Origin of the sequence: Tychonema sp. LEGE 07196 (genome assembly GCF_963890365.1) — a bacterium.
Taxonomy (GTDB): Bacteria; Cyanobacteriota; Cyanobacteriia; order Cyanobacteriales; family Microcoleaceae; genus Microcoleus.
Genome location: NZ_CAWPRX010000097.1, coordinates 34,860 through 53,711, shown reverse-complemented (window position 1 = coordinate 53,711; position 18,852 = coordinate 34,860). Strand labels below are relative to the sequence as shown.

Below are 18,852 nucleotides of genomic sequence, written 5' to 3'. Positions count from 1 at the left end.
ATGGAATTAGTCATTTTAATGGGATTGCAAGCATCGGGAAAAAGCACCTTTTGCCGCGACTATTTAGCTGCAACGCACGTTTTGGTCAGCAAAGATTTAATGCGAAACAATAGAAATAAATCGCGCCGACAAATTCAATTAATTGAAAATGCACTCCAAGCAGGTCATTCAGTCGCAGTTGACAACACCAATCCCGAAGTTCTCGATCGCAGACCGCTGATTGATATCGGTCGCACCTATCATGCCCAAATCATCGGTTACTACTTTGAATCAATAGTCAGCGACTGTTTAGCTAGAAATCAAAAGCGATCGGGCAAATCTCAAGTTCCAGACATAGCAATTTATGCTACTATAAAAAAAATGGTAGTGCCCAGTTACGACGAAGGGTTCGATCGGCTGTTTTCCGTCCGCATAGCAGACAACTTTAACTTAGACATAAAAACCTGGCCAGCAGAGGAAGTTATTCATGGACAATCAGATATTTGAAAAAAAAATGCGGGAGCTAGAATACTTTCATAGCTTGCGTTTATTGCCGGAAACTCACACAGTAATTCGCGCCGACGGTCGCAGTTTTTCAAAATTTACTTCCTCAAGTTTTGATAAGCCTTTCGACTTAAAATTCCACGAATTAATGGTGGAAACCGCCAAAGCGCTCCTGTCAGAACTAGGTGGCATTTACGCTTATACCGAAAGTGACGAAATCTCAGTTTTGTTTCCTCCAGATTGGGATTTATTTGACCGCAGCTTAGAAAAAATTGTCTCTATTTCTGCCAGTATTGCCAGTGCAACTTTCACTTGTGCCGCCCAAACAACAGTCAATTTTGACACCCGCATTTGTTCCGCAGCGAACAAATCGCAAGTAGTAGATTATTTTCTATGGCGCCAAGCAGATGCAGCGCGCTGCGCTTTGAATGGCTGGAGTTATTGGATGCTGCGAAAAAATGGCGAAACGGGTGAAAATGCAACAGTTATATTAGACAAACAATCGGTGGCTTTCAAAAACGAATTGCTGTTTCAAAACGGAATTAATTTTAACGAACTGCCGGCTTGGCAGCGCCGGGGAACGGGATTGTATTGGGAAAAATACGATAAACCAGGTTATAACCCGATCGAAGGCAAAGAAGTTGTGGCAGTGCGCCGACGACTCAAAGTTAATGAAGAGCTGCCCATGAAAGAGGAATACAAAGAATTTATTTACCAATTTTTAAATGTTGACCATTAACTCGCCAAGGATATCTTGTTAAATCTAGTGGCAATTGATGAATGCTCAGTCTGTTTTAACCGAATGCAAGCTTTGAGACGGGGGTTTCAACCCCCTGCTCAAAGTCGGGCAAGCGAGTTAGCCTAGGGACTCGGAGACGGGATCGGAGGCTCGGTTTCCGGTGGATCGGGAGCCACCGCCGGAGATTCAGCAGGCGGAGGATTCAGGGACTCTTCCCAAACTTTGATTTGCGATCGCGCTTGCTCAAAAGCCCTAGCTCCCGAGGGAATTTTCTTCAAAGTGGCGATCGCCCCAGCCAGATCCGACGACGACTGTTCCACAGCAAGCCCCAAAATCCGCTGGCTCCACTCATCAATCGCCTCACTCGCCTGCCAGCGGAGCGAACTCGACTCTGGTACCTGAAGAGCAAGGGAAATTGCCGTTTCCAAAGCGTCAGCAGTCCCCGGTATGGCCGCCTGACGGGCGCTCTGCAAACCTTGCTCGCCCAAAAATTGAGCCTGCCAAGTCCGAATGTTCGATCGAGCTTCCTCATAAAGCACCCTTCCCGATCGAATCCGGCGCGCCATCTCAATTGCCCCCGCCAAATTGCCGCTTGCTGCTAGCTGCTGAGCTCTATCCAAAAACGGCTGGTCTTGAAGGCGCTGTCTTCTCTCGATCCAAGCTTGAATTTTGGTTTGAGCTTCCCGGTAAAGCGTCCTACCTTGACCGATCCGAGAAGCTTGAGCCACGGCGGCCTCCAGAGAATTCGGATCGCCCGCGCTCGCCAAATCGTTAGCTCTTTGGAGGTACGGACTGTCTTCGAGCAGCTCGATTTGACGGCTCAAGTTAATAATTTGAGTGCGAGCTTCCCCGGAACGGGGATTTGATTGGGGGACTGTTTGCAATTGCGCGATCGCAGCCCTCAAATCATTCACTCCTCCCGGCGCCGCCAGCCTGCTTGCCACATCCAAAGTTTTCACATCAGCAATTTCTTGCTGCCAGCGGCCGACTAAATCAGCAGCTTGTTTGTACAAAGGGCGACCGTCCTTCAACTTTTGAGCAATCTCGATCGCCTTAGACAAACCCTCAACCGAGCCAGTCAAAGCCTGAGCCGTAGCACTCGCCAACTGGTTAAAATCTTCAACTTGTGCTTTTAAATTTGCCGCATCTGGAATCTTGTTAGCGATCGCGACCGCCTCCTGCCAATCGCCGGCCTGCAAGCGTTTTTGGGCGATATCCAGAATTTTTTTGCTAAATTCCGCGATCAGCTTATTGGCAGCCTGATACAAATAACTGTTTTGATCGATTCCCTGAGCCAGCTTAATACCCGTCACCAGATTGTCCAGCCCTCCCTCCGAGGCTGTATTTCGGGCTTTGATCAACTTATTGCCTTCAGCCTTTGTCGTGTCAATTGCCCTCGTCAGTTCTTCGTACTTAGTCGATTCCCAGAAGGTATTTCCCGTATCCAACAGCAGATTAGCTTGGCGGAAAGCTTGGCCCCACTCTTCCTGACGCAAGTAGGCGACTGCGGCAGCATAAATTTTCTCTGCATCGTTCCATATCGACTGCCACTGTTGAATCTGCTTTTCCACCGCCGGGTAAGCGGGAACGTTTTGAGGAACCTTGCGGGCGATCGCGACCGCCTCCTCCAGCTTCCCTTCTTGGAATCTAGCATTTGCCAACTTGAGAATATCCTGCGACCACCGATCGATTTGACCGTTAATTCTCGGTCGCAGGGGGTGATCTGACGGCAAAGCATTCACTAATTCGATCGCGCGCAGCAAATCATCCACCGTCCGCTTGCTAGCTGCTTCTTGAGCGCAAAAAAAGCGATCGTTAGCAGAAGCCGTCGGCCAAAAAACCTTCGAGCAATTCGACTCCGCAGTCAAGTTGAGCAAAGACGCAATTGCCACAAACCCCATACCCACCGACAGCATCAAACTCACCGCCAGCCAAAACTGCCAGTTCTTCAACCACTTCCGCCACAAAGGATTATGTTCCTCCGGCTGCCAGTTTTCCCCAGACTCTTTGGGCCGCTGTTCCAGATACCCTCCCGGCTGTTTTCCCGAAGTCACCAACTCACGGATTTCTTTAAGTCGCTCAGCGCGGTTTTTCCTGGCGGGAACTGGCACTAGCGAGGAAGTATCCTTTTTTGACTCGAAGGATTCTGATGCAGACCAATGGTCTGGTGTTTTGCGATCTTGACTCATAAATCTCCGCTCACCACAAACAGCAACCAGCCTATCTTAATTATTTCAAAACTGCGATCGCTGTTATCTACTGCTCTATAGAATGTCTTCATACTTTTACATACTCCCGTCGGCCCAAGACTGCTTTGGGCCGATCCCCAAACTGCCAAAATTTTAATTTTGCGATTAGTTGACACTCCCCGGCTATCAGGCGCGAGGATTCTTGGATCATCCAGTTGATTTGCTCGTTGATGTCACCACCAGCGAGTAGAGATCAGTCTGTCCCCTAGCGTGAATTCCGGTGTGCCCCACCGTATTTAAATCAATTCCTGTATGAGCTTTCAAGCCTTTAGCTAGAATGTTTAACGCGGCATTGTGATCGCGATCTAATATCGTTCCGCAACCGCAAATATGTGTTCGGGTTGATAAAGTCTTCTTAACAATATCACCACAGTTTGAACACTTTTGAGATGTGTATTGTGGCGGAACAGCAATAACTGTTTTTCCATACACCTTCCCAAAATATTCCAGCCACTCAGCGAACTGTGACCACGCAGCATCACTAATTGATTTAGCAAGCTTGTGGTTCTTAACCATGTTACGCACTTGAAGGTCTTCGTAGGCTACAAAATCGCTAGATTTCACCACGCACAACGCCGTCTTAATGGCGAAGTCTTTGCGCTGCCGACTAACCTTTAGGTGCTTTCTTCCTAACTTGTTGATTGCCTTTTTCCGGCTTTTGGAGCCTTTCTTTTTCCGAGAAACTCGCTTCTGCAATCTCTTCAGAGCTTTTTCGCTTTTGCGGAGATACCGAGGATTGGGAACTGTTTCGCCGTCGCTGTCAGTATAGAAGTGGTTTAATCCCACATCTATACCAATAGCTTTACCCGTGAGCACAACCTTCTCTGTGCGTTCCACATTGATGCAGAATTGGACATAGTAGCCGTCGGCACGACGAACCACTCTAATTCGCTTGATCTCATCGGGTGCCGAGAAATGCAAGTCCCGACTACCAATTAACTTAAATTTTCCAGCAGCAAAACCATCCTTAAATGTTAGGCATCTTTTGTCGCTAGAAAGCGCCCAGCCGGATTGCTTGTACTCGACGGAACGAGTGTACTTCTTGAACTGTGGGTAGCCCTTTTTTCCGGGCTTCTTGGCTTTGCAATTGGCGAAGAAACGTTGGATAGCAAAAATAGCACGTTGGGCCATCGCTTGACGTGCCGTTGAGTTAAGCTTGCCTGCCCATTCAAACTCTTTCGCCACAACGGCGCATTGTTTGTACAGGTCTACTAACTTAATCCTGGAATTGTCTATCCAATATCTAAGAGTTTTATTTCTGACAAATTGAGCCGTCCGAATCATGTCGTCGATGATTCGATATTGCTCCGCTTTGCCTTTCAACTTAAACTCTAAAACTATCATTGGAATACTTTATCACTTTTGCTAAAACTTTTACCTATAGGTCTGTATATTTAACAAGTCTTCACACTTCTTGTAATTAAAGCCGTCCTATAAGGACGGGGCTTTAGACCCAATTTTTTGGTAATTGATAATGCGTAATTGGCAATTGGTCAAGGCCGTCATCCCTAACTCGCACTCAATAGAGCCAATTACACATTATCGTCTCAAGAACCGGAGTCAGAGCGCAAATCGCCAATCAGTTCAGCCAATTCGTCGCTGTTAGCTTTGTAAACCTCGTTGCAGAAATGGCAAGTAGCCTCAGCCCCGCCATCTTTTTCGATCATGTCTTGGAGTTCGGCTTCGCCCAACATTTTGAGAGCTCCCAAAACTCGCTCGAAGGAACAGCCGCAGTGAAAGCGCACCATCTGAGTTTCCGGGAAAATTTCTAGCCCCATATCACCCAGTAACTCTTCGAGAATCTGGTGCAGCGTTTTGCCCGATCGTAACAGTGGCGTAAAGCCCGACAGTGCAGCCACCCTAGATTCTAGAGTTCGCACCAGTTCTTCGTCCGCTGCAGCCTTCGGCAACACCTGCAACAGCACGCCCCCAGACGCTTGCACACCGCCCGCCCCGACAAACACCCCCAAAACCATAGCCGAAGGAGTCTGCTCCGAGGTTGCCAAATAGTGAGTCAGATCGTCGCCAATTTCGCCGGAAACCAATTCTACCGTACTTGAGTAAGGGAACCCGTATCCAACATCCCGCACCACGTACAAATAGCCCTCACCGATGGCCCCGCCGACATCGAGTTTACCTTTGGCATTGGGCGGCAATTCCACTGTGGGATTGCTCACATAACCTCGAACCGTGCCATCAAGTCCCGCATCAACCAGAAGTCCGCCCAGCGGCCCATCTCCTTTGATGCGAATGTTTACCCTCGATTCGGGGCGCTTCATGCTGGATACGAGTAACAGCCCCGCCGACATCGTGCGTCCGAGGGCGGCTGTAGCCACGTAGGAGAGGTTGTGTCGCCCTCTTGCTTCTTCAGTCAGACGGGTGGTAATGACGGCTACAGCGCGAATTCCACCATCTGCTGCTCTAGCGCGAATTAATTGATCGGCCATGAAAAACCTTACTTTTCTCTTTTGATACTTCCTTCAACTATTTTAGAAGCTCTTAAAGGTTGTCGCAGCAGGTAGCAGCAGACTCGGCCGGTATGGAAGGGCGATCGAACTTCACAACTCCCGTATTTTTAAAGGTAAAACCTTCATCTACTATTTTTTAACAAATAGTCTGATTAATTATTAAAAATACATTCATCAAGATATTGCTAATGCTATTTGTACGACGCGGGTAACAGTAACGCGAATGCTGGGAAAATTGCAGCAGCAGGGGTTAATTAGTCGATCGGGCGATCGGCATTTAATACTTAACAAAGATGTTTTTGCCTCTACCTCGGATTTGTTTGGCTGCAATCCTCAAGGAGTGTAGCAAGCGACAGGAATTTGCATCTACCTGAGAATTATTTGTGTTGCTCTTGCTCCCGCTATCTAGAGTTATAGATTTGTAGCCGGAAAAGATATAATTAAGCGGTGCATTTATTTAGGAAGAAATTCAATGGCTAACTCTACTCAAGAAACACCAAAACCAGACAAAAAAGAATTAATTGACATCACAGCTAAACCTCAAGAACAAGAAGAACCGCCAAATAAGGGTGACGGGCGGAAATAAATATAGTCTTGGAAGCAAAAACCGGGTTTTTTACCAAGATTGCGGTTTTAAGCAAATATTTTGGTAAAAAAACCCGGTTTCTAGCTATCCGCGTTTCCCGGAAATGATTTGATAAATTATTCGGTTTGTGCATTGCCGTTGGTCGATCGCAATTTCGGCTTTCCAGGCATCTTTCTGCGTCCCTCCAAAGAAACAACATCAGCCTCAGAAGTCTCCCTAGCCACCCGAATCAGCAACCCCGACAACAAAAAACTCGCTACCATCGATGAGCCCCCGTAACTAAAAAATGGCAGCGGTAAACCCGTAGTCGGCAAAACCCCCGTCGCCACCCCAATATTCAGCAGCGACTGTCCCACCATCACCACCATCGCCCCAATCGCCACCAACTGACTCTCAATATTCCGGGCCCTCGTCGCCACCCTCAAAGCGACAGTAGTGTAAGCCGCCAACATCAGCAACAGCGAGAAACCTCCCACCAAACCAAACTCCTCAGCAAACACAGCAAAAATAAAATCGCTGTACTGAATCGGCAAATAAAATAACTTTTGCTGCGACATCCCCAAACCAACACCCCAAATCCCCCCAGAACCCACAGCCAGCAGGCTTTGAATCAACTGATAGCCATCCTGCATCGGATCGGCCCAAGGATTGAGAAAAGACATAATCCGGCGGCGCTGATATTCCCGAAAACTAATACTTAAAACCGCCAACATCATACCCCCCAAAGCCGTTGCGCCCAACTGCAAGTAAGGCAAACCCGCCGCCAAAGCCACCAACCACAAAGTCATTCCGCACAAAGCCGTGGTGCTCAAATTTGGCTGCAACAAAATTCCCAACAGCATTGCGCCGAAAATTAACAGCCAACTAAGGCGAACTTTATTTGTCAACCGGGGCCAGTTGCCGAAAATGCGGGCGCTTTGGAGCACAAAAAACGGCTTAATCAATTCCGAAGGTTGAATAATCGGCACCGGGCCCAGAGATATCCAGCGAGTCGCCCCGTTGACGGTGGTTCCCACTCCCGGAATTAAGGTCAACCAGAGCAATCCCAGCAGCAGCAGGATGCCTAATTGAGCTGATTTGAGCAGGTAGCGCAGGGGGGAGTATACCATTAAGTTAAAGCCGGCCAGCCCGATCGCCACTGCGATTAGCTGTCGTTTAAAATAGTAAAGGCCGTCTCCAAATTCTGAATTTGCAATGGGATAGGAAGCCGAAAACAATGCTGTCAGCCCTACAAACAGCCACAAAAAAGTCAGCCACCTGAGCCAGCGGGCCTCAGCGGCCCATTGAGACGCGCTGGGGTCTAAAAATGGAATGAAGCGTCGAATGTCATTAGTCATTAGTCATTAGTCAGTTGTCAGTTGTCATTAGTTCTTAGTCTAGTTTGCGATCGCACAGACTGTTAGAAACCGGGTTTTTTCACCCAATATTTGCTTAAAACCCTCAATCTCGATGAAAAAACCCGGTTTCTGTTAACTGGTTCCAAGGCTCTACCTGGGAACCCATCTCACTCTTACTCTGCCTCGGCAGAGGATTAAGGAGGCTCTTCCTCACCCATCTGCGTTACTTTCGCTCTTCCTGGTAACGACTAGAAAAGTCAACCGCTGGGGGAATGGGCTACGAAGTCAACCGGTGTACAGTGCACACCCAACAAATTACTACATTCTTCCCTCTTCCGTCTTCCTTCTTCCTTCTTCCGTCTTCCGTCTTCCTCTTCCGTCTTCCGACGGACTTACATCCGTTACATCCCGTACATTGCTCGTTGCCGAACTTCCTTCTTTCGTCTTCCTTCTTCCTTCTTCCGTCTTCCTTCTTCCTTCTTCCTTCTTCCTTCTGCTATAAAATCATAACAAACAAAAAAAGAGGCCGCGATCGACCTCTTGCCCTCTACAAATCCATTCTCGGATCTTAAAGTAGACCAGTATTAGCTCCGGGCTTACCAGTAGCCAATTGCACTTTAATAATTCTGCCGCCCATTTTCATAATTCTTTGCTGTTCCCGGAACCAGTTGTCATAGGGAACCAGCTTAGTAAAATAGGTATTTTGCAATTCGCGCTGAGTGCGGATGCGAGTTTGGCTGGGGACGCAAGCAGTCACTTTAAACATTCTCATGGGAAACTAACTCCTGAGTAGGTTTACAGATTTTTAGATGGATTTTAAAAAGATTGAAGTCAGGGAGTTAGGAGTCAAAACTAGCTCGTTAAAACTTGTCGGGCTTTCTCGACTGGCCTTTGACGGTCTAGCAATCACTCGTAACTTCCCTGACCTCTTTGAAAGCTAAAGGTAGCAAGTCCAAAGTTAAAAGTTCAAAAAGGCAAGAAATAAATCTTTTTCCTTCTTCCGACTTCCATCGGACTGAAATCTGTTACATCCGTTACATCCGTTACATCCGTTACAGAATCCGTTGCCGAACTTCCTTCTTCCTTCTTCCTTTTTCCTTCGATTTAGCTCAAGCCAGAGCAGATGTAGTCGAAATAGACGCCCATTTCTTTACCAGCGTCAGAACCAACCAAACCGGCGGTGACTTCTTTCATTGCTTGGATTGCTTGTACGGTAGAACCGATGGGCACGCCCAAGGAATTGTAGGTTTCTTTCAAACCGTTGAGCACGCGCTCGTCGAGGATGGAAGGGTCGCCAGCTAGCATTGCGTAGGTGGCGTAGCGGAGGTAGTAGTCCAAGTCGCGGATGCAAGCTGCATAACGGCGAGTGGTGTACATATTGCCGCCGGGACGAGTTACGTCTGAGTACAACAGAGACTTAGCAACTGCTTCTTTGACGATTGTGGCTGCATTGGCGCTGATAGCGGTAGCGGCGCGGACGCGCAGTTCGCCAGAAGCGAAGTAGTTCTTGAGCTTGTCTAATGCGCTGATGTCAAGGTACTTACCTTGAACGTCAGAGGAATTGATTACGGCGGTAATTGCGTCTTGCATGGTTGTCTTGTTTCCTAGAAAGTGGCTGAGTCAGTCCAATTTTGGAGCTAGAATTTGGGATTTGGGATTGGGGATTTCAGATTTTTAAGTGGTTGGTTATCTGCAAAAGCTTTTAGCTTGCTGTCAGCAACCCCCGATTCTTCAATCAAAAATCAAAAATCAAAAATCAAAATTCCTTACTGCATCGCACCGATAACGTAGTCGAAGTAAGAGGAAGCTTCGGAAGCATCTTCTCCAGACAGCAGCGAGGAAGCTGCACTCTTCATAGCGCGGACGCCTTCGGCGACGGCTGCAATCGGGGTTCCGAGAGAGTTGTACATTTCGCGGACGCCGACAATACCGATTTCTTCGATCGGAGTAATGTCGCCAGCTACTACTCCGTAGGTGATCAAACGCAGGTAGTAGTCCAAGTCGCGCAAGCAAGTTGCGGTCATTTCTTCGCCGTAAGCGTTGCCGCCGGGAGAAACAACATCAGGGCGCTTTTGGAAAAGTTGGTCGCCGGCTTGCTTGACGATGCGTTCGCGGGATTCGCTCAAAATTTGGGCGATGCGGACGCGGCGTTCACCAGAGGTGACGAAGCTCTTGATCCGATCTAATTCACCTGGGCTCAAGTAGCGAGCTTCGGCATCTGCGTTGACGATTGATTTGGTGACGATACTCATCTTGTGTGTACCCGCTGGATATTTTGCAATTGCGAACTGCTCTGCGTTGAGCTAGCGGCGGCGGGCGCTTTCATCCCGTACCTTTCGCTTCGCTGGTCGCAGGAGCTTTGACGGGGAAGGGCGGACTTTCCAGAGCTAGCAAGTGTTGAATTTGCTTGCTGGTGACTGCCTTCGGTGTTTGACGGCGCTGGTTCTTCACGCCGGTGCGCTTGGCTGATGCCCGCACAGTGCCTGTCGCTTAGAATACCACAAATGACTGATGCGATCTTTAAATCTACGATCGAGATTGCAGCAGATCGCTAAGTGGCGATCGAGTAACTGTTGGGCAGTTAGTCAGAATATTACTTGTCTGACGCAACTACCTCTGGCAAGTATTTTGAGGCATTATGTTCACATTCTGAGTGTTACTGTAATAGTTTGTAACATTCCTTTTCATGTTGGGGCCTCGGTTGGGCTCCGACCGGTGCAAATTTTTCACAAATAAAAATAGATCAAATTATCTCGCAGCAAGGGTTGCAGGCGATCGCTCTAGGGACTGGTTTGTCCCGAAGGCGACGGCGGGAGGATCGGAGACTTCTGTGTCAAAAAAAGGTGCGGGAGACGGGGAGGAGACAGGGTGGCGACTGGTGCGGATCGGAAATCGTGACTTTCTCGCTTGTAGCTAAATTTGACTCTGCCAAAAACGGAGACCGTGCCACGTACACTCGTCGCGATCGAAGTTAAACTCCCACATTGACGGAGCATCTCACTTCGATCGTCAGTATTTTTTGACGGCTGGCGATCGCCACAGCTCGCTAAAAATACAAAACTACAGATGCTCCCCCAACCAAATCTAAAATCTCAAATCTCAAATCGATTGAGTCTCACTTTACAATTCAGGTGCGCCGTGAAAAGAAATCTATCAGCCATTAAAAAAGCTTTGCAGTTTGGGATTAGCGGTGCTGTCGGCGGTTTTGCCGGCAATCTCATCACCGAACCTTTCATGCAGCGGCTCAATAATTCAACATCTGTTTTTGACAGTGTATTGTCCACAACTCGCTGGTTTGGATTGGTAGGCGGCGGGATTGCTACTGCGATTATGATCGGCTATTATTACTACATTAAAGGCAAGCCCCAAATTAAACAAGCTTTAAAAAATGGCGGATTGTTTGGTTTGATAACAGGGGCAATTTCTGGAGCGATTGCCGAAGGTATTTTTAGCGGGATTGGCGACGGCGAAAACGAAATATTGCGAGTCATTTGCTGGGGAATAGCCGGCAGTTTGTTAGGACTTGGACTTTCCAAACGAATTCCTAATTTGGGAGTGCCGCGCGGCGCGGGAGGTGGCGTTGTTGGCGGGCTTTTGGGCGGTTGTTTGTTTATTCTGTTTGCTTACAATTTATCCGGTGTGGCGGGCCGTTTAGCTGGCTGTGCTGCGATCGGCTTTTGGATTGGAATTATGTTGGTTGTAGCCGAAACTTTGTTTAACAAAGCTTGGCTGGTAATTAGTTACGATAATGGAGCGAATCGCACTCTGACTATTGGTGCCGAACCGGTGACTTTTGGTAGTGATGAAAATTTGTCTATTATCTATATTCCTGGTGTTTCGCCCTTAGCGATGCGGTTTCAATTAGAAGGCGGTCAAATTGCTTGCGAGAATGTCGATCGCGGGGCGGTGAGTTATTTGCGATCGGGCGACCAAAAGAGAATCGGAAACTGTACAATTACCGTCGGAAACTCTGACTTGCCCGCTGCAAATTCGCCTCCTGTGGGCCCGACTATTATATCACACAAATCCCCAGCCGATTCTTCTAACAACGGTCAATTTTTTCTGAAATTGGGAAGTCGAGTGATGCCTCTGACTGCGGGAACTCAGCTATTAACATCGGACATCCCTAGTTTAACAGCTACCGCGTCTAATGGTGTTGTAGCGCTGGTTAATTCTAGATCCCAAAACGAGCTATCATTGGGATTGACCAATTTGAGCGATCGGGCTTGGTGGGCCACAGACATTCAAGGCGACATAAAAATGATTGAACCTGAAAGCACCCTAACTTTGGCATTAGGAACTAAAATCGAATTCGGTGAAATCGAGGGCGAAATTGTTAGAAGCTAAATCATTATTTGGTTCGATCGTTCGCAATGCGATTCCGCATCCAAATTAGCGGACTCGTATTCCTCACTACCAACCTTTTTGACTTCAGATCAATCAAATCGCCCATAATAAATTCAAGCAGAACTACCGCTAACACCCGTAATAACCGCCGCACCAATCAAATGAGCCAAACGCAAAGCTTCAGGAACCTTACCAGTATCAGTCAAACGCTGGAGTACCAGCGCAATTACTTCCGGTTGTTCGCCGCATACCTGAAAAAAGAAAGGTTCAAAAGCATAAATTTTTCCAGCCCGACGCAACAATTCTAAACGGTATTCCAAGTCTGGTAAATAGCCGAGAGCTTTTTCAATAGCAGCTAAATCTGGTTGGCGGCGCATCACAGCAACGCAAGGAATTTGCAGCCGCGATGCTAACTCCTGAAGGTCAATAATATTGAAGCCGCCGAAAGCAATTCCGTCTAACAAAACGAGGTGCAATTGCGGCAGAAATTTACCTCCGATCAGTAGCTGACAAATAGCATCAGTGGCATCTAATCCGTCTGGGAGGACTTGTCCCCAGACCATTCCTTCAAATCTGGTACCCCCGCAGACTACTCCGGCGACGGACACCAGACCGCCGCTGGTACGAGAAAATGGAGCGTCGTCAAAGCCAATAACCTTAATTGTGCGATCGAGCCTCAGCAAATCTGCCAGTTTCAACTTGTTGAGTTCCCTAAGCTAAAGTTTTTGACATTAATTGGAGTTCTAGATATAGTATCATATACGTTAAAGACCTGATTACTAAACATATTTTAGGCAATTGGTAAAAAAATACGTAGCAGCGATCGACCAAGGAACAACTAGCACCAGGTTTATTGTATTCGATCGCCGGGGACAGATAGTTGCCAGCAACCAACAAGAACACCAGCAGATTTACCCGCAACCGGGATGGGTTGAACACGATTGCGATGAAATTTGGCAGCGCACCCAAAGCGCGATCGAAAATACACTTAAAATCGGCAATATTGACCCGCAAGATATTGCTGCCCTCGGTATTGCCAACCAGCGCGAAACTACAATTGTTTGGAACCGAAAAACTGGTAAACCTTACGGCAATGCGATTGTTTGGCAAGATACCCGGACTCATCAAATTTGTACTAGCTTAGCAGAAGTTGACGGCAAAGATCGATTGCGAAAGCGCTGCGGTTTGCCGCTGACGACTTATTTCAGCGGGCCAAAAATCAAGTGGATGTTGGACAATATTGCAGGATTGCGGGAAGCTGCAAATCGAGGCGATGCGATTTTTGGGAATGTCGATAGTTTTCTAATTTGGCATCTGACTGACGGGGCGCATATTACCGATGTTACCAATGCCAGCCGCACGATGTTGATGGATTTGCAAACCCTCGATTGGGATGCTGAAACTTTGGAAATAATGGGAATTCCCCGCTGTATACTGCCAGAAATTTGCCCTTCTAGTCACATTTTTGGTACTGCAAAAGGATTGTTAGATGGTGTTCCAATTGCTGCTGCTTTGGGCGATCAGCAGGCTGCTCTGGTGGGGCAAACTTGTTTCAATGTTGGGGAGGCAAAAAATACTTACGGTACGGGCTGTTTTATGCTGCTGAATACTGGTGAGGCGATCGTTCCTTCAAAGCAAGGGTTGCTGACAACTGTTGCCTACAAGATGGGAGAATCGCCCGCTGTGTATGCTCTCGAAGGCAGTATTGCGATCGCCGGAGCATTAGTACAGTGGCTGCGGGACAATTTGGGCATCATCAACACATCTGCGGAAGTAGAAACATTAGCAAATACTGTCGAAGATAGTGGCGGAGTTTATATTGTGCCGGCATTTTCTGGACTCTACGCGCCCTATTGGCAAGACAGCGCGCGGGGAGTAATTGTAGGTTTAACTCGTTACGCGACTAAGGCACATATTGCCCGCGCAGTATTGGAAGCGACAGCATGGCAAACGCGGGAAATATTGGATGCGATGAATCAGGATTCTGCTGTGCAGCTTTTGTCTTTAAAAGTAGATGGTGGGATGGTGGGAAATAGTACGCTGATGCAGTTTCAGAGCGATGTGTTGGGAGTGCCTGTGGTGCGGCCTGTGGTAGCAGAAACTACTGCCTTGGGCGCTGCCTATGCGGCTGGTTTGGCGGTGGGTTTTTGGAGTAAATTAGCTCAATTACGGGATAATTGGGCGGTGGATTGTATTTGGGAACCGCAAATGCCGAGATCACTTCGAGAGCAAAAATATCGCTTTTGGAAAAAAGCAGTTACCCGCACCTTCGACTGGGAAGAATGAATCGGTGAGTCAACCCCAAAACCCGTATTTAGTGATATCATGAAATCCAGCACTATTTTTCAAATTGCAAATAGATGATTTCTCTAAATAATTTTAAAAAAAGCTTCACCGCCTTTGTATTAATACTGACACTGGCATTTGTAGGAATCGCTACTAATTCCCAAATCGCGATCGCAGATCCAGCTACAACTCCCGAAACTGCCACCGCCGCCGAAGTCTTCAGCGCCAACTGTGCCGCCTGTCACATCAACGGCAGCAACATTATCAGGCGCGGCAAAAACTTGAAACAAAAAGCCTTAAAAAAATATGACATGGATTCCATCGCCAATATTTCCAACTTAGTAAGCAACGGCAAAGGTATTATGCCCGCTTACAAAGATCGTTTGTCGGAACAACAAATTATCGATGTTTCAGCCTACGTGCTATCCCAAGCTGAAACCGATTGGAAATAGAACCTCGGTTATTATTTATGGCTTAGACAATCTTGCTACAGACATCAGATATTTCTTGATCGCAGGTTGAAGCGCGAACAGGGTTTCAGTTTCTGCTGGGACTGTTTCAATTAGCGATCGCCTGAAAAGCGATTCCAACGTCTTAAAAAAATCCGAGTCCCGATCTTGCTGAATATTTGAACACAATTTTTCAATATCAACAGGCTTGACTTCTTTCGCCATGCAGTGCAATAGCTGGATTTCTAAGGATGATAAGCGATCAAACTGCCGAGATAACGTATCGCTATAATCTCCCAGCAACAGCCCATTTCTTAAAAAATTAGCAATGCTGCCGCCAAACATATCCTTAATAGTTGTTGTGACTATTTTTAACGCTAAAGGATTGCCGCTGTATGCTTCTATCAGTTCTGAGTATTCACATTCTTCAGACAAACCCTTGTTTTTAAGGATTTCCACAGCCGCCTCTCCCAAACCACCCAATTTTAATGACCGTACAGCTTGATTTTGACCTTCTAACGCTGCAATTTCTTTAGGCTTTTCGCAGCTAGTCAACAGCAAGCAACTTTGATGCTGCGATTTTGCTACTTGTTTCATAAATTCCCCATATACTTGATATCCTTCTCGATAATTTCCTGTTAACTGCTCAATGCTGAAAACAGCTTCCCACTCATCTAAAATTATTAGGCATCGACGCTTTTGTAAACACTGAATCAACCGCTGGATACCATCAGTGATGATTGTCTGTTCTGTTGCAGTTGTAGAAGCGATTAGTTTTTCTAGATAAAATTCAAGCTGCGGTCGCTCTTTGAGAGCGACCGCAGCTTGAAGAAAAACTTTTTTTTCCCGATCGCGAGCAATTAACCGCAATTTATCTAAACCGCTTAGTGGTTTGTCTGATAAGAATTCGATCAAATTTACTAAAGTATCTGCCAATAGAGGTGCATGACTTAGGTTGAGCCAAATTAATCTGTCAAACTGGTGTTTAATCGCATCTGTTAGCTTAGATGCTAAAGAAGTTTTGCCAATGCCCTCCATACCCAAGATAGCAACTAAACGACAGTTTTCTTGTAAAATATATTGCTCTAAGTTAGCAAGTTCTGTTGCGCGCCCGTAGAAAATAGACGTATCAGCCAACATCCCCCATTCAGTTTGATTTTCAATGGGAGTTTGGGGAGTTTGGATATAACTTATCAATGTAGGATGTAATGTTTCTACATTCCCCTTTTGTTTATAACCAAATATTTCTAGGAGACTGGGGATTTCTCTCCAGTCTTTGGGTTGTTGGAGCGTCAAAACTTCTATGTAGCGATACAGCCCTCTCGATAAGTCTACTCTAATACCGGCGCATTCGCGGTGGAGTGCGGTGGCAATTTCCGGGGGACTATAATTGCAAAGCAATCCTCGCAGGTAAGTTTTTTCTAAAGGAGTGAGTCGCTGCTTTGTACTGCTAGCGTACTCTTGTTTGGCTGCTGTCAAGTCTGCATATAACTGTTCGAGATTCCAGCAAGCCGCAGCCTCTATAAACTTCTGTTCTGATATGTGTAAGGGTTTATTTAGGTGTGTCATGGTATCTTTATAATTATTTATAATTATTTACAATTTTATCTGCTTAAGGCACTAACTTTTTGTGTATTCTTCTCCCACATTCCGCACCCTCAACTGTCGCAGTCGGTTTTTACTTATTTTTATCGAACCCTCAAGCTATAAATTATACTGATATACCGTAGATAAAAAATATTTTTCTAATAATATATAACTTTTTACTTGCAAAATTGATTTTTATAAGTAATTATGCTGTGTGACACCGTAGGGTGCGGAATGTGGGTTTTACTGATGTCAGACAATGTTTTACATAAATTGTTAAATTTATTTAAAATAAAATTAATTCCCGCGTTGGTATACTTTTCACAAAAATACCTAATAAAAATACTAATAGCTCTTAGGTAACTTATCAGTCTTGAGTGTTTTATAAATGTAGAAGGCAGTATTTTATAACACCTGCTATCAAAAAAGTTAAGAGGACAGCTTAAATGGCATCAGTTCAAGTGACAAATCAGTTAACTACAACTGACAAGGATATCCCGACTCCTAATCCTAACGATGGTTCGGCAAGAACTCGCGCTAAAGATTACCTTTTAAAAGTAGATTTAGTTAATCAGCCTATATCAATTGATCTTTTTAAAGATCTAAGCACTGGCTTCGACCCTTACGTGCAAGTCTTTCAGGTACCCAAAGACAGCACGGGTGCGAATCTCGCTGATACGAGGGGTCTTCTTGTTGCTCAGGATGATGATAGCGGCGGCTTCCCAAACCCAAAAATACCGGGTTTTGGTACCATATACTCCAATGGTGCTTCTAACCCGCTTACAAGTGTGCCTGGTGTGGACTATGTAGTCCGCGTGACTAGCTATAATACGTTAAACGAACTTCCTCAGCCTTTCACATTACAGGTTTCAACTCCCAGTGGCAATGTCACCTTGAATGACCCTATAACAGGTGCGCCTGTAAATCCAGGAGGCAGTAGTGGCGTTCCCGTCGCGCGTTTCTTTGACAAGACGGCAGGAGGGCATTTTTATACTACAGACCCGATCGAGAAAAGTGACCGACTAACCAACCCTGCTCGTTTCCAGAGTGAAGGCGATGAATTTATTGCTCCAAATGGCGGTAACGCACAGGTTCAACGCTTCTTAAATACGGCATCAGGAACCTATTTCTTTACGAATAAACCTGGTGAGATAAGCTTTGTTCGCACCTTACCCCAGTTCCGCGATCAGGGGGAGGTTTTCAATTCATATAGCACGGCTGTTCCGGGTGCAATACCCGTCTATCGTTTTACCAACCTGGCGAGGGAACGGGAAAATTCGCAAAATATTACACACTTTTTCACCGCAAGCGCAGAGCAGCGACGGGCGGTACAGGGGAGGTCAGATTTCCGGGATGAGGGAGTTGCTTTTTATGCTCTTCCTCCTGCCTAAGCAGGCAGTTGGATTCATCTAGGTTTAAAATGAGTAGTAGGGCGCGTCGCACGCATCCTACTTTTTTATGTATTAAACTTTTGGGTAATAAGCGATATTTTGGTCATCCTATGAACAATCTCAGTAAAAAACCTTCCTTTTTCAAGGCTTTAACAATCATTAGCTTGTGTTTGTATCTACTAACCTTAACTCTCAGCCCGCCCGCTTTTGCCTCGATTCACAAGTATCCAGAAGCGGGCGACAGAGTAATGTTTCGTTCCGTACAAAGCTTGCGCGATACTGATGACAAAGCGTGGCAAGTTGTTTTGTACAAACGAGTAAAGTCGGGAGTAGTAAACTCTTTTAATCTGAGATTGGTAGGGTTTCCAGGAACAGAATTGCAGCACCCTGTGCCGCTGAATGTGGCTGCGGGAAGTCGCGCAATGGGCATGGCTAATGATATTTGGAGCGAGTCGGATTTGCCGATTAATGTCGGAGAATATGATTTTAAATCAATCATTACACAAGTCGAAAGTAATCAGCCTTTGCGGTTGAACTTGCCTGTGAAAGGTGAAAAAAAAGCTGCGTTGCTGGTTCCTCCCTTTGCTGTCAGAGAATGGCGGCTGTTGTTAGAAACCAACTAATGCCTGTGACAATAAATTGTGCTACATTTTTAAATTTAATATCATTTTTTAAAATTAGATGATTCCTAGGCACGGCAACGGATTGCCAGTTTTTTTCAAAGTATCCTACACTGCTTATGTGTAGCTTGAGTTTCAAGAATAGCTGTTAAATCATCAATTGAATCGCATTTTTGAGTAAAAATTGATACAATTCTCCACTGACAAATCGATAGATTAAAATATGCCTTAAGGTAGATTTGACCTATTTGAAGGGCGATCGGGGAAACAAACTAAAATCTGAGTTAGTCTGGTGACAAAACTCCACTGT

The 18,852-nt window shown here is 46.2% G+C and carries 18 protein-coding genes; 8 read left to right on the top strand and 10 right to left on the bottom strand.

Translation table 11 applies throughout. The features are described from left to right. Together AACV78_RS12065 and AACV78_RS12060 are read left to right on the top strand one after the other, a co-directional pair. Window positions 1–486: an AAA family ATPase gene (locus AACV78_RS12065; protein ID WP_194008977.1), complete on the top strand. Its 486-nt coding sequence runs from the start codon at window positions 1–3 to the stop codon at window positions 484–486. Further along, the gene (locus AACV78_RS12060) at window positions 467–1,222 is read left to right on the top strand and encodes a tRNA(His) guanylyltransferase Thg1 family protein (protein WP_194008978.1); all 756 of its coding nucleotides are present in this window, start codon (window positions 467–469) and stop codon (window positions 1,220–1,222) included. Before AACV78_RS12065 ends, AACV78_RS12060 begins: the two co-directional genes overlap by 20 nt. Before the next feature lie 122 nt (window positions 1,223–1,344). On the opposite strand, the gene AACV78_RS12055 is transcribed toward AACV78_RS12060, so the two are convergent. From AACV78_RS12055 to hslO, 3 genes are all read right to left on the bottom strand, one after another. Next, complete coding sequence (locus tag AACV78_RS12055) at window positions 1,345–3,411, bottom strand: hypothetical protein (RefSeq protein WP_194008979.1); 2,067 nt, start codon at window positions 3,409–3,411, stop codon at window positions 1,345–1,347. A gap of 207 nt (window positions 3,412–3,618) precedes the next feature. Beyond that, window positions 3,619–4,815 carry an RNA-guided endonuclease InsQ/TnpB family protein gene (locus AACV78_RS12050; RefSeq protein WP_194008980.1) on the bottom strand — a complete coding sequence of 399 codons (1,197 nt, stop codon included), beginning with the start codon at window positions 4,813–4,815 and terminating at the stop codon, window positions 3,619–3,621. 203 nt (window positions 4,816–5,018) lie between these two features. Beyond that, on the bottom strand, window positions 5,019–5,918 hold the full coding sequence (hslO, locus tag AACV78_RS12045; RefSeq protein ID WP_194008981.1) for an Hsp33 family molecular chaperone HslO: 900 nt from the start codon (window positions 5,916–5,918) through the stop codon (window positions 5,019–5,021). Window positions 5,919–6,108: 190 nt separating this feature from the next. On the opposite strand from hslO, the gene AACV78_RS12040 reads away from it, so the two are divergent. Next, window positions 6,109–6,285, top strand: a complete 177-nt coding sequence (locus AACV78_RS12040) for a helix-turn-helix domain-containing protein (protein ID WP_333418825.1) — start codon at window positions 6,109–6,111, stop codon at window positions 6,283–6,285. 356 nt (window positions 6,286–6,641) lie between these two features. Here the strand turns inward: AACV78_RS12040 and AACV78_RS12035 are convergent, their stop codons facing one another. The 5 genes from AACV78_RS12035 to AACV78_RS12015 form a co-directional block, all read right to left on the bottom strand. Continuing rightward, window positions 6,642–7,862, bottom strand: coding sequence for an FtsW/RodA/SpoVE family cell cycle protein (locus AACV78_RS12035; protein ID WP_194008982.1), 1,221 nt, complete (start codon window positions 7,860–7,862; stop codon window positions 6,642–6,644). A 568-nt stretch (window positions 7,863–8,430) separates the two neighbouring features. Beyond that, complete coding sequence (locus tag AACV78_RS12030; protein WP_006634929.1) at window positions 8,431–8,634, bottom strand: phycobilisome linker polypeptide; 204 nt, start codon at window positions 8,632–8,634, stop codon at window positions 8,431–8,433. 332 nt (window positions 8,635–8,966) lie between these two features. Continuing rightward, window positions 8,967–9,452: an allophycocyanin subunit beta gene (gene apcB, locus AACV78_RS12025; RefSeq protein ID WP_006634930.1), complete on the bottom strand. Its 486-nt coding sequence runs from the start codon at window positions 9,450–9,452 to the stop codon at window positions 8,967–8,969. A gap of 176 nt (window positions 9,453–9,628) precedes the next feature. Then, entirely contained in the window at window positions 9,629–10,114 is a 486-nt protein-coding gene (gene apcA, locus AACV78_RS12020; RefSeq protein ID WP_194008983.1) for an allophycocyanin subunit alpha, read from the bottom strand. 70 nt (window positions 10,115–10,184) lie between these two features. Next, entirely contained in the window at window positions 10,185–10,340 is a 156-nt protein-coding gene (locus tag AACV78_RS12015; RefSeq protein WP_194008984.1) for a hypothetical protein, read from the bottom strand. 660 nt (window positions 10,341–11,000) lie between these two features. On the opposite strand from AACV78_RS12015, the gene AACV78_RS12010 reads away from it, so the two are divergent. Then, window positions 11,001–12,209, top strand: coding sequence for a hypothetical protein (locus AACV78_RS12010; protein ID WP_194008985.1), 1,209 nt, complete (start codon window positions 11,001–11,003; stop codon window positions 12,207–12,209). 113 nt (window positions 12,210–12,322) lie between these two features. Here AACV78_RS12010 and AACV78_RS12005 read toward each other — a convergent pair whose 3' ends face one another. Next, window positions 12,323–12,907: an endonuclease dU gene (locus tag AACV78_RS12005; protein ID WP_194008986.1), complete on the bottom strand. Its 585-nt coding sequence runs from the start codon at window positions 12,905–12,907 to the stop codon at window positions 12,323–12,325. Window positions 12,908–13,007: 100 nt separating this feature from the next. On the opposite strand from AACV78_RS12005, the gene glpK reads away from it, so the two are divergent. Then, window positions 13,008–14,495, top strand: a complete 1,488-nt coding sequence (gene glpK / locus AACV78_RS12000; RefSeq protein ID WP_194008987.1) for a glycerol kinase GlpK — start codon at window positions 13,008–13,010, stop codon at window positions 14,493–14,495. 74 nt (window positions 14,496–14,569) lie between these two features. Continuing rightward, window positions 14,570–14,947 carry a cytochrome c6 PetJ gene (gene petJ / locus AACV78_RS11995; protein ID WP_194008988.1) on the top strand — a complete coding sequence of 126 codons (378 nt, stop codon included), beginning with the start codon at window positions 14,570–14,572 and terminating at the stop codon, window positions 14,945–14,947. A 15-nt stretch (window positions 14,948–14,962) separates the two neighbouring features. Here petJ and AACV78_RS11990 read toward each other — a convergent pair whose 3' ends face one another. After that, the gene (locus tag AACV78_RS11990) at window positions 14,963–16,513 is read right to left on the bottom strand and encodes an NB-ARC domain-containing protein (protein WP_194008989.1); all 1,551 of its coding nucleotides are present in this window, start codon (window positions 16,511–16,513) and stop codon (window positions 14,963–14,965) included. A 464-nt stretch (window positions 16,514–16,977) separates the two neighbouring features. On the opposite strand from AACV78_RS11990, the gene AACV78_RS11985 reads away from it, so the two are divergent. Then, entirely contained in the window at window positions 16,978–17,922 is a 945-nt protein-coding gene (locus tag AACV78_RS11985; protein ID WP_194008990.1) for a hypothetical protein, read from the top strand. A 110-nt stretch (window positions 17,923–18,032) separates the two neighbouring features. Then, window positions 18,033–18,545 carry a DUF3122 domain-containing protein gene (locus AACV78_RS11980; protein ID WP_194008991.1) on the top strand — a complete coding sequence of 171 codons (513 nt, stop codon included), beginning with the start codon at window positions 18,033–18,035 and terminating at the stop codon, window positions 18,543–18,545. Window positions 18,546–18,852: the final 307 nt, after the last annotated feature.

Excerpts from the sequence above, each read along its gene's own strand:
- AACV78_RS12050 (WP_194008980.1), bottom strand. The coding sequence starts at position 4,815 with ATGATAGTTTTAGAGTTTAAGTTGAAAGGCAAAGCGGAGCAATATCGA.
- apcB (WP_006634930.1), bottom strand. The coding sequence starts at position 9,452 with ATGCAAGACGCAATTACCGCCGTAATCAATTCCTCTGACGTTCAAGGT.
- petJ (WP_194008988.1), top strand. The coding sequence starts at position 14,570 with ATGATTTCTCTAAATAATTTTAAAAAAAGCTTCACCGCCTTTGTATTA.
- AACV78_RS12065 (WP_194008977.1), top strand. The coding sequence starts at position 1 with ATGGAATTAGTCATTTTAATGGGATTGCAAGCATCGGGAAAAAGCACC.
- AACV78_RS11980 (WP_194008991.1), top strand. The coding sequence starts at position 18,033 with ATGAACAATCTCAGTAAAAAACCTTCCTTTTTCAAGGCTTTAACAATC.
- AACV78_RS12060 (WP_194008978.1), top strand. The coding sequence starts at position 467 with ATGGACAATCAGATATTTGAAAAAAAAATGCGGGAGCTAGAATACTTT.
- AACV78_RS12030 (WP_006634929.1), bottom strand. The coding sequence starts at position 8,634 with ATGAGAATGTTTAAAGTGACTGCTTGCGTCCCCAGCCAAACTCGCATC.
- AACV78_RS11990 (WP_194008989.1), bottom strand. The coding sequence starts at position 16,513 with ATGACACACCTAAATAAACCCTTACACATATCAGAACAGAAGTTTATA.
- AACV78_RS11985 (WP_194008990.1), top strand. The coding sequence starts at position 16,978 with ATGGCATCAGTTCAAGTGACAAATCAGTTAACTACAACTGACAAGGAT.
- AACV78_RS12055 (WP_194008979.1), bottom strand. The coding sequence starts at position 3,411 with ATGAGTCAAGATCGCAAAACACCAGACCATTGGTCTGCATCAGAATCC.
- AACV78_RS12035 (WP_194008982.1), bottom strand. The coding sequence starts at position 7,862 with ATGACTAATGACATTCGACGCTTCATTCCATTTTTAGACCCCAGCGCG.
- apcA (WP_194008983.1), bottom strand. The coding sequence starts at position 10,114 with ATGAGTATCGTCACCAAATCAATCGTCAACGCAGATGCCGAAGCTCGC.
- hslO (WP_194008981.1), bottom strand. The coding sequence starts at position 5,918 with ATGGCCGATCAATTAATTCGCGCTAGAGCAGCAGATGGTGGAATTCGC.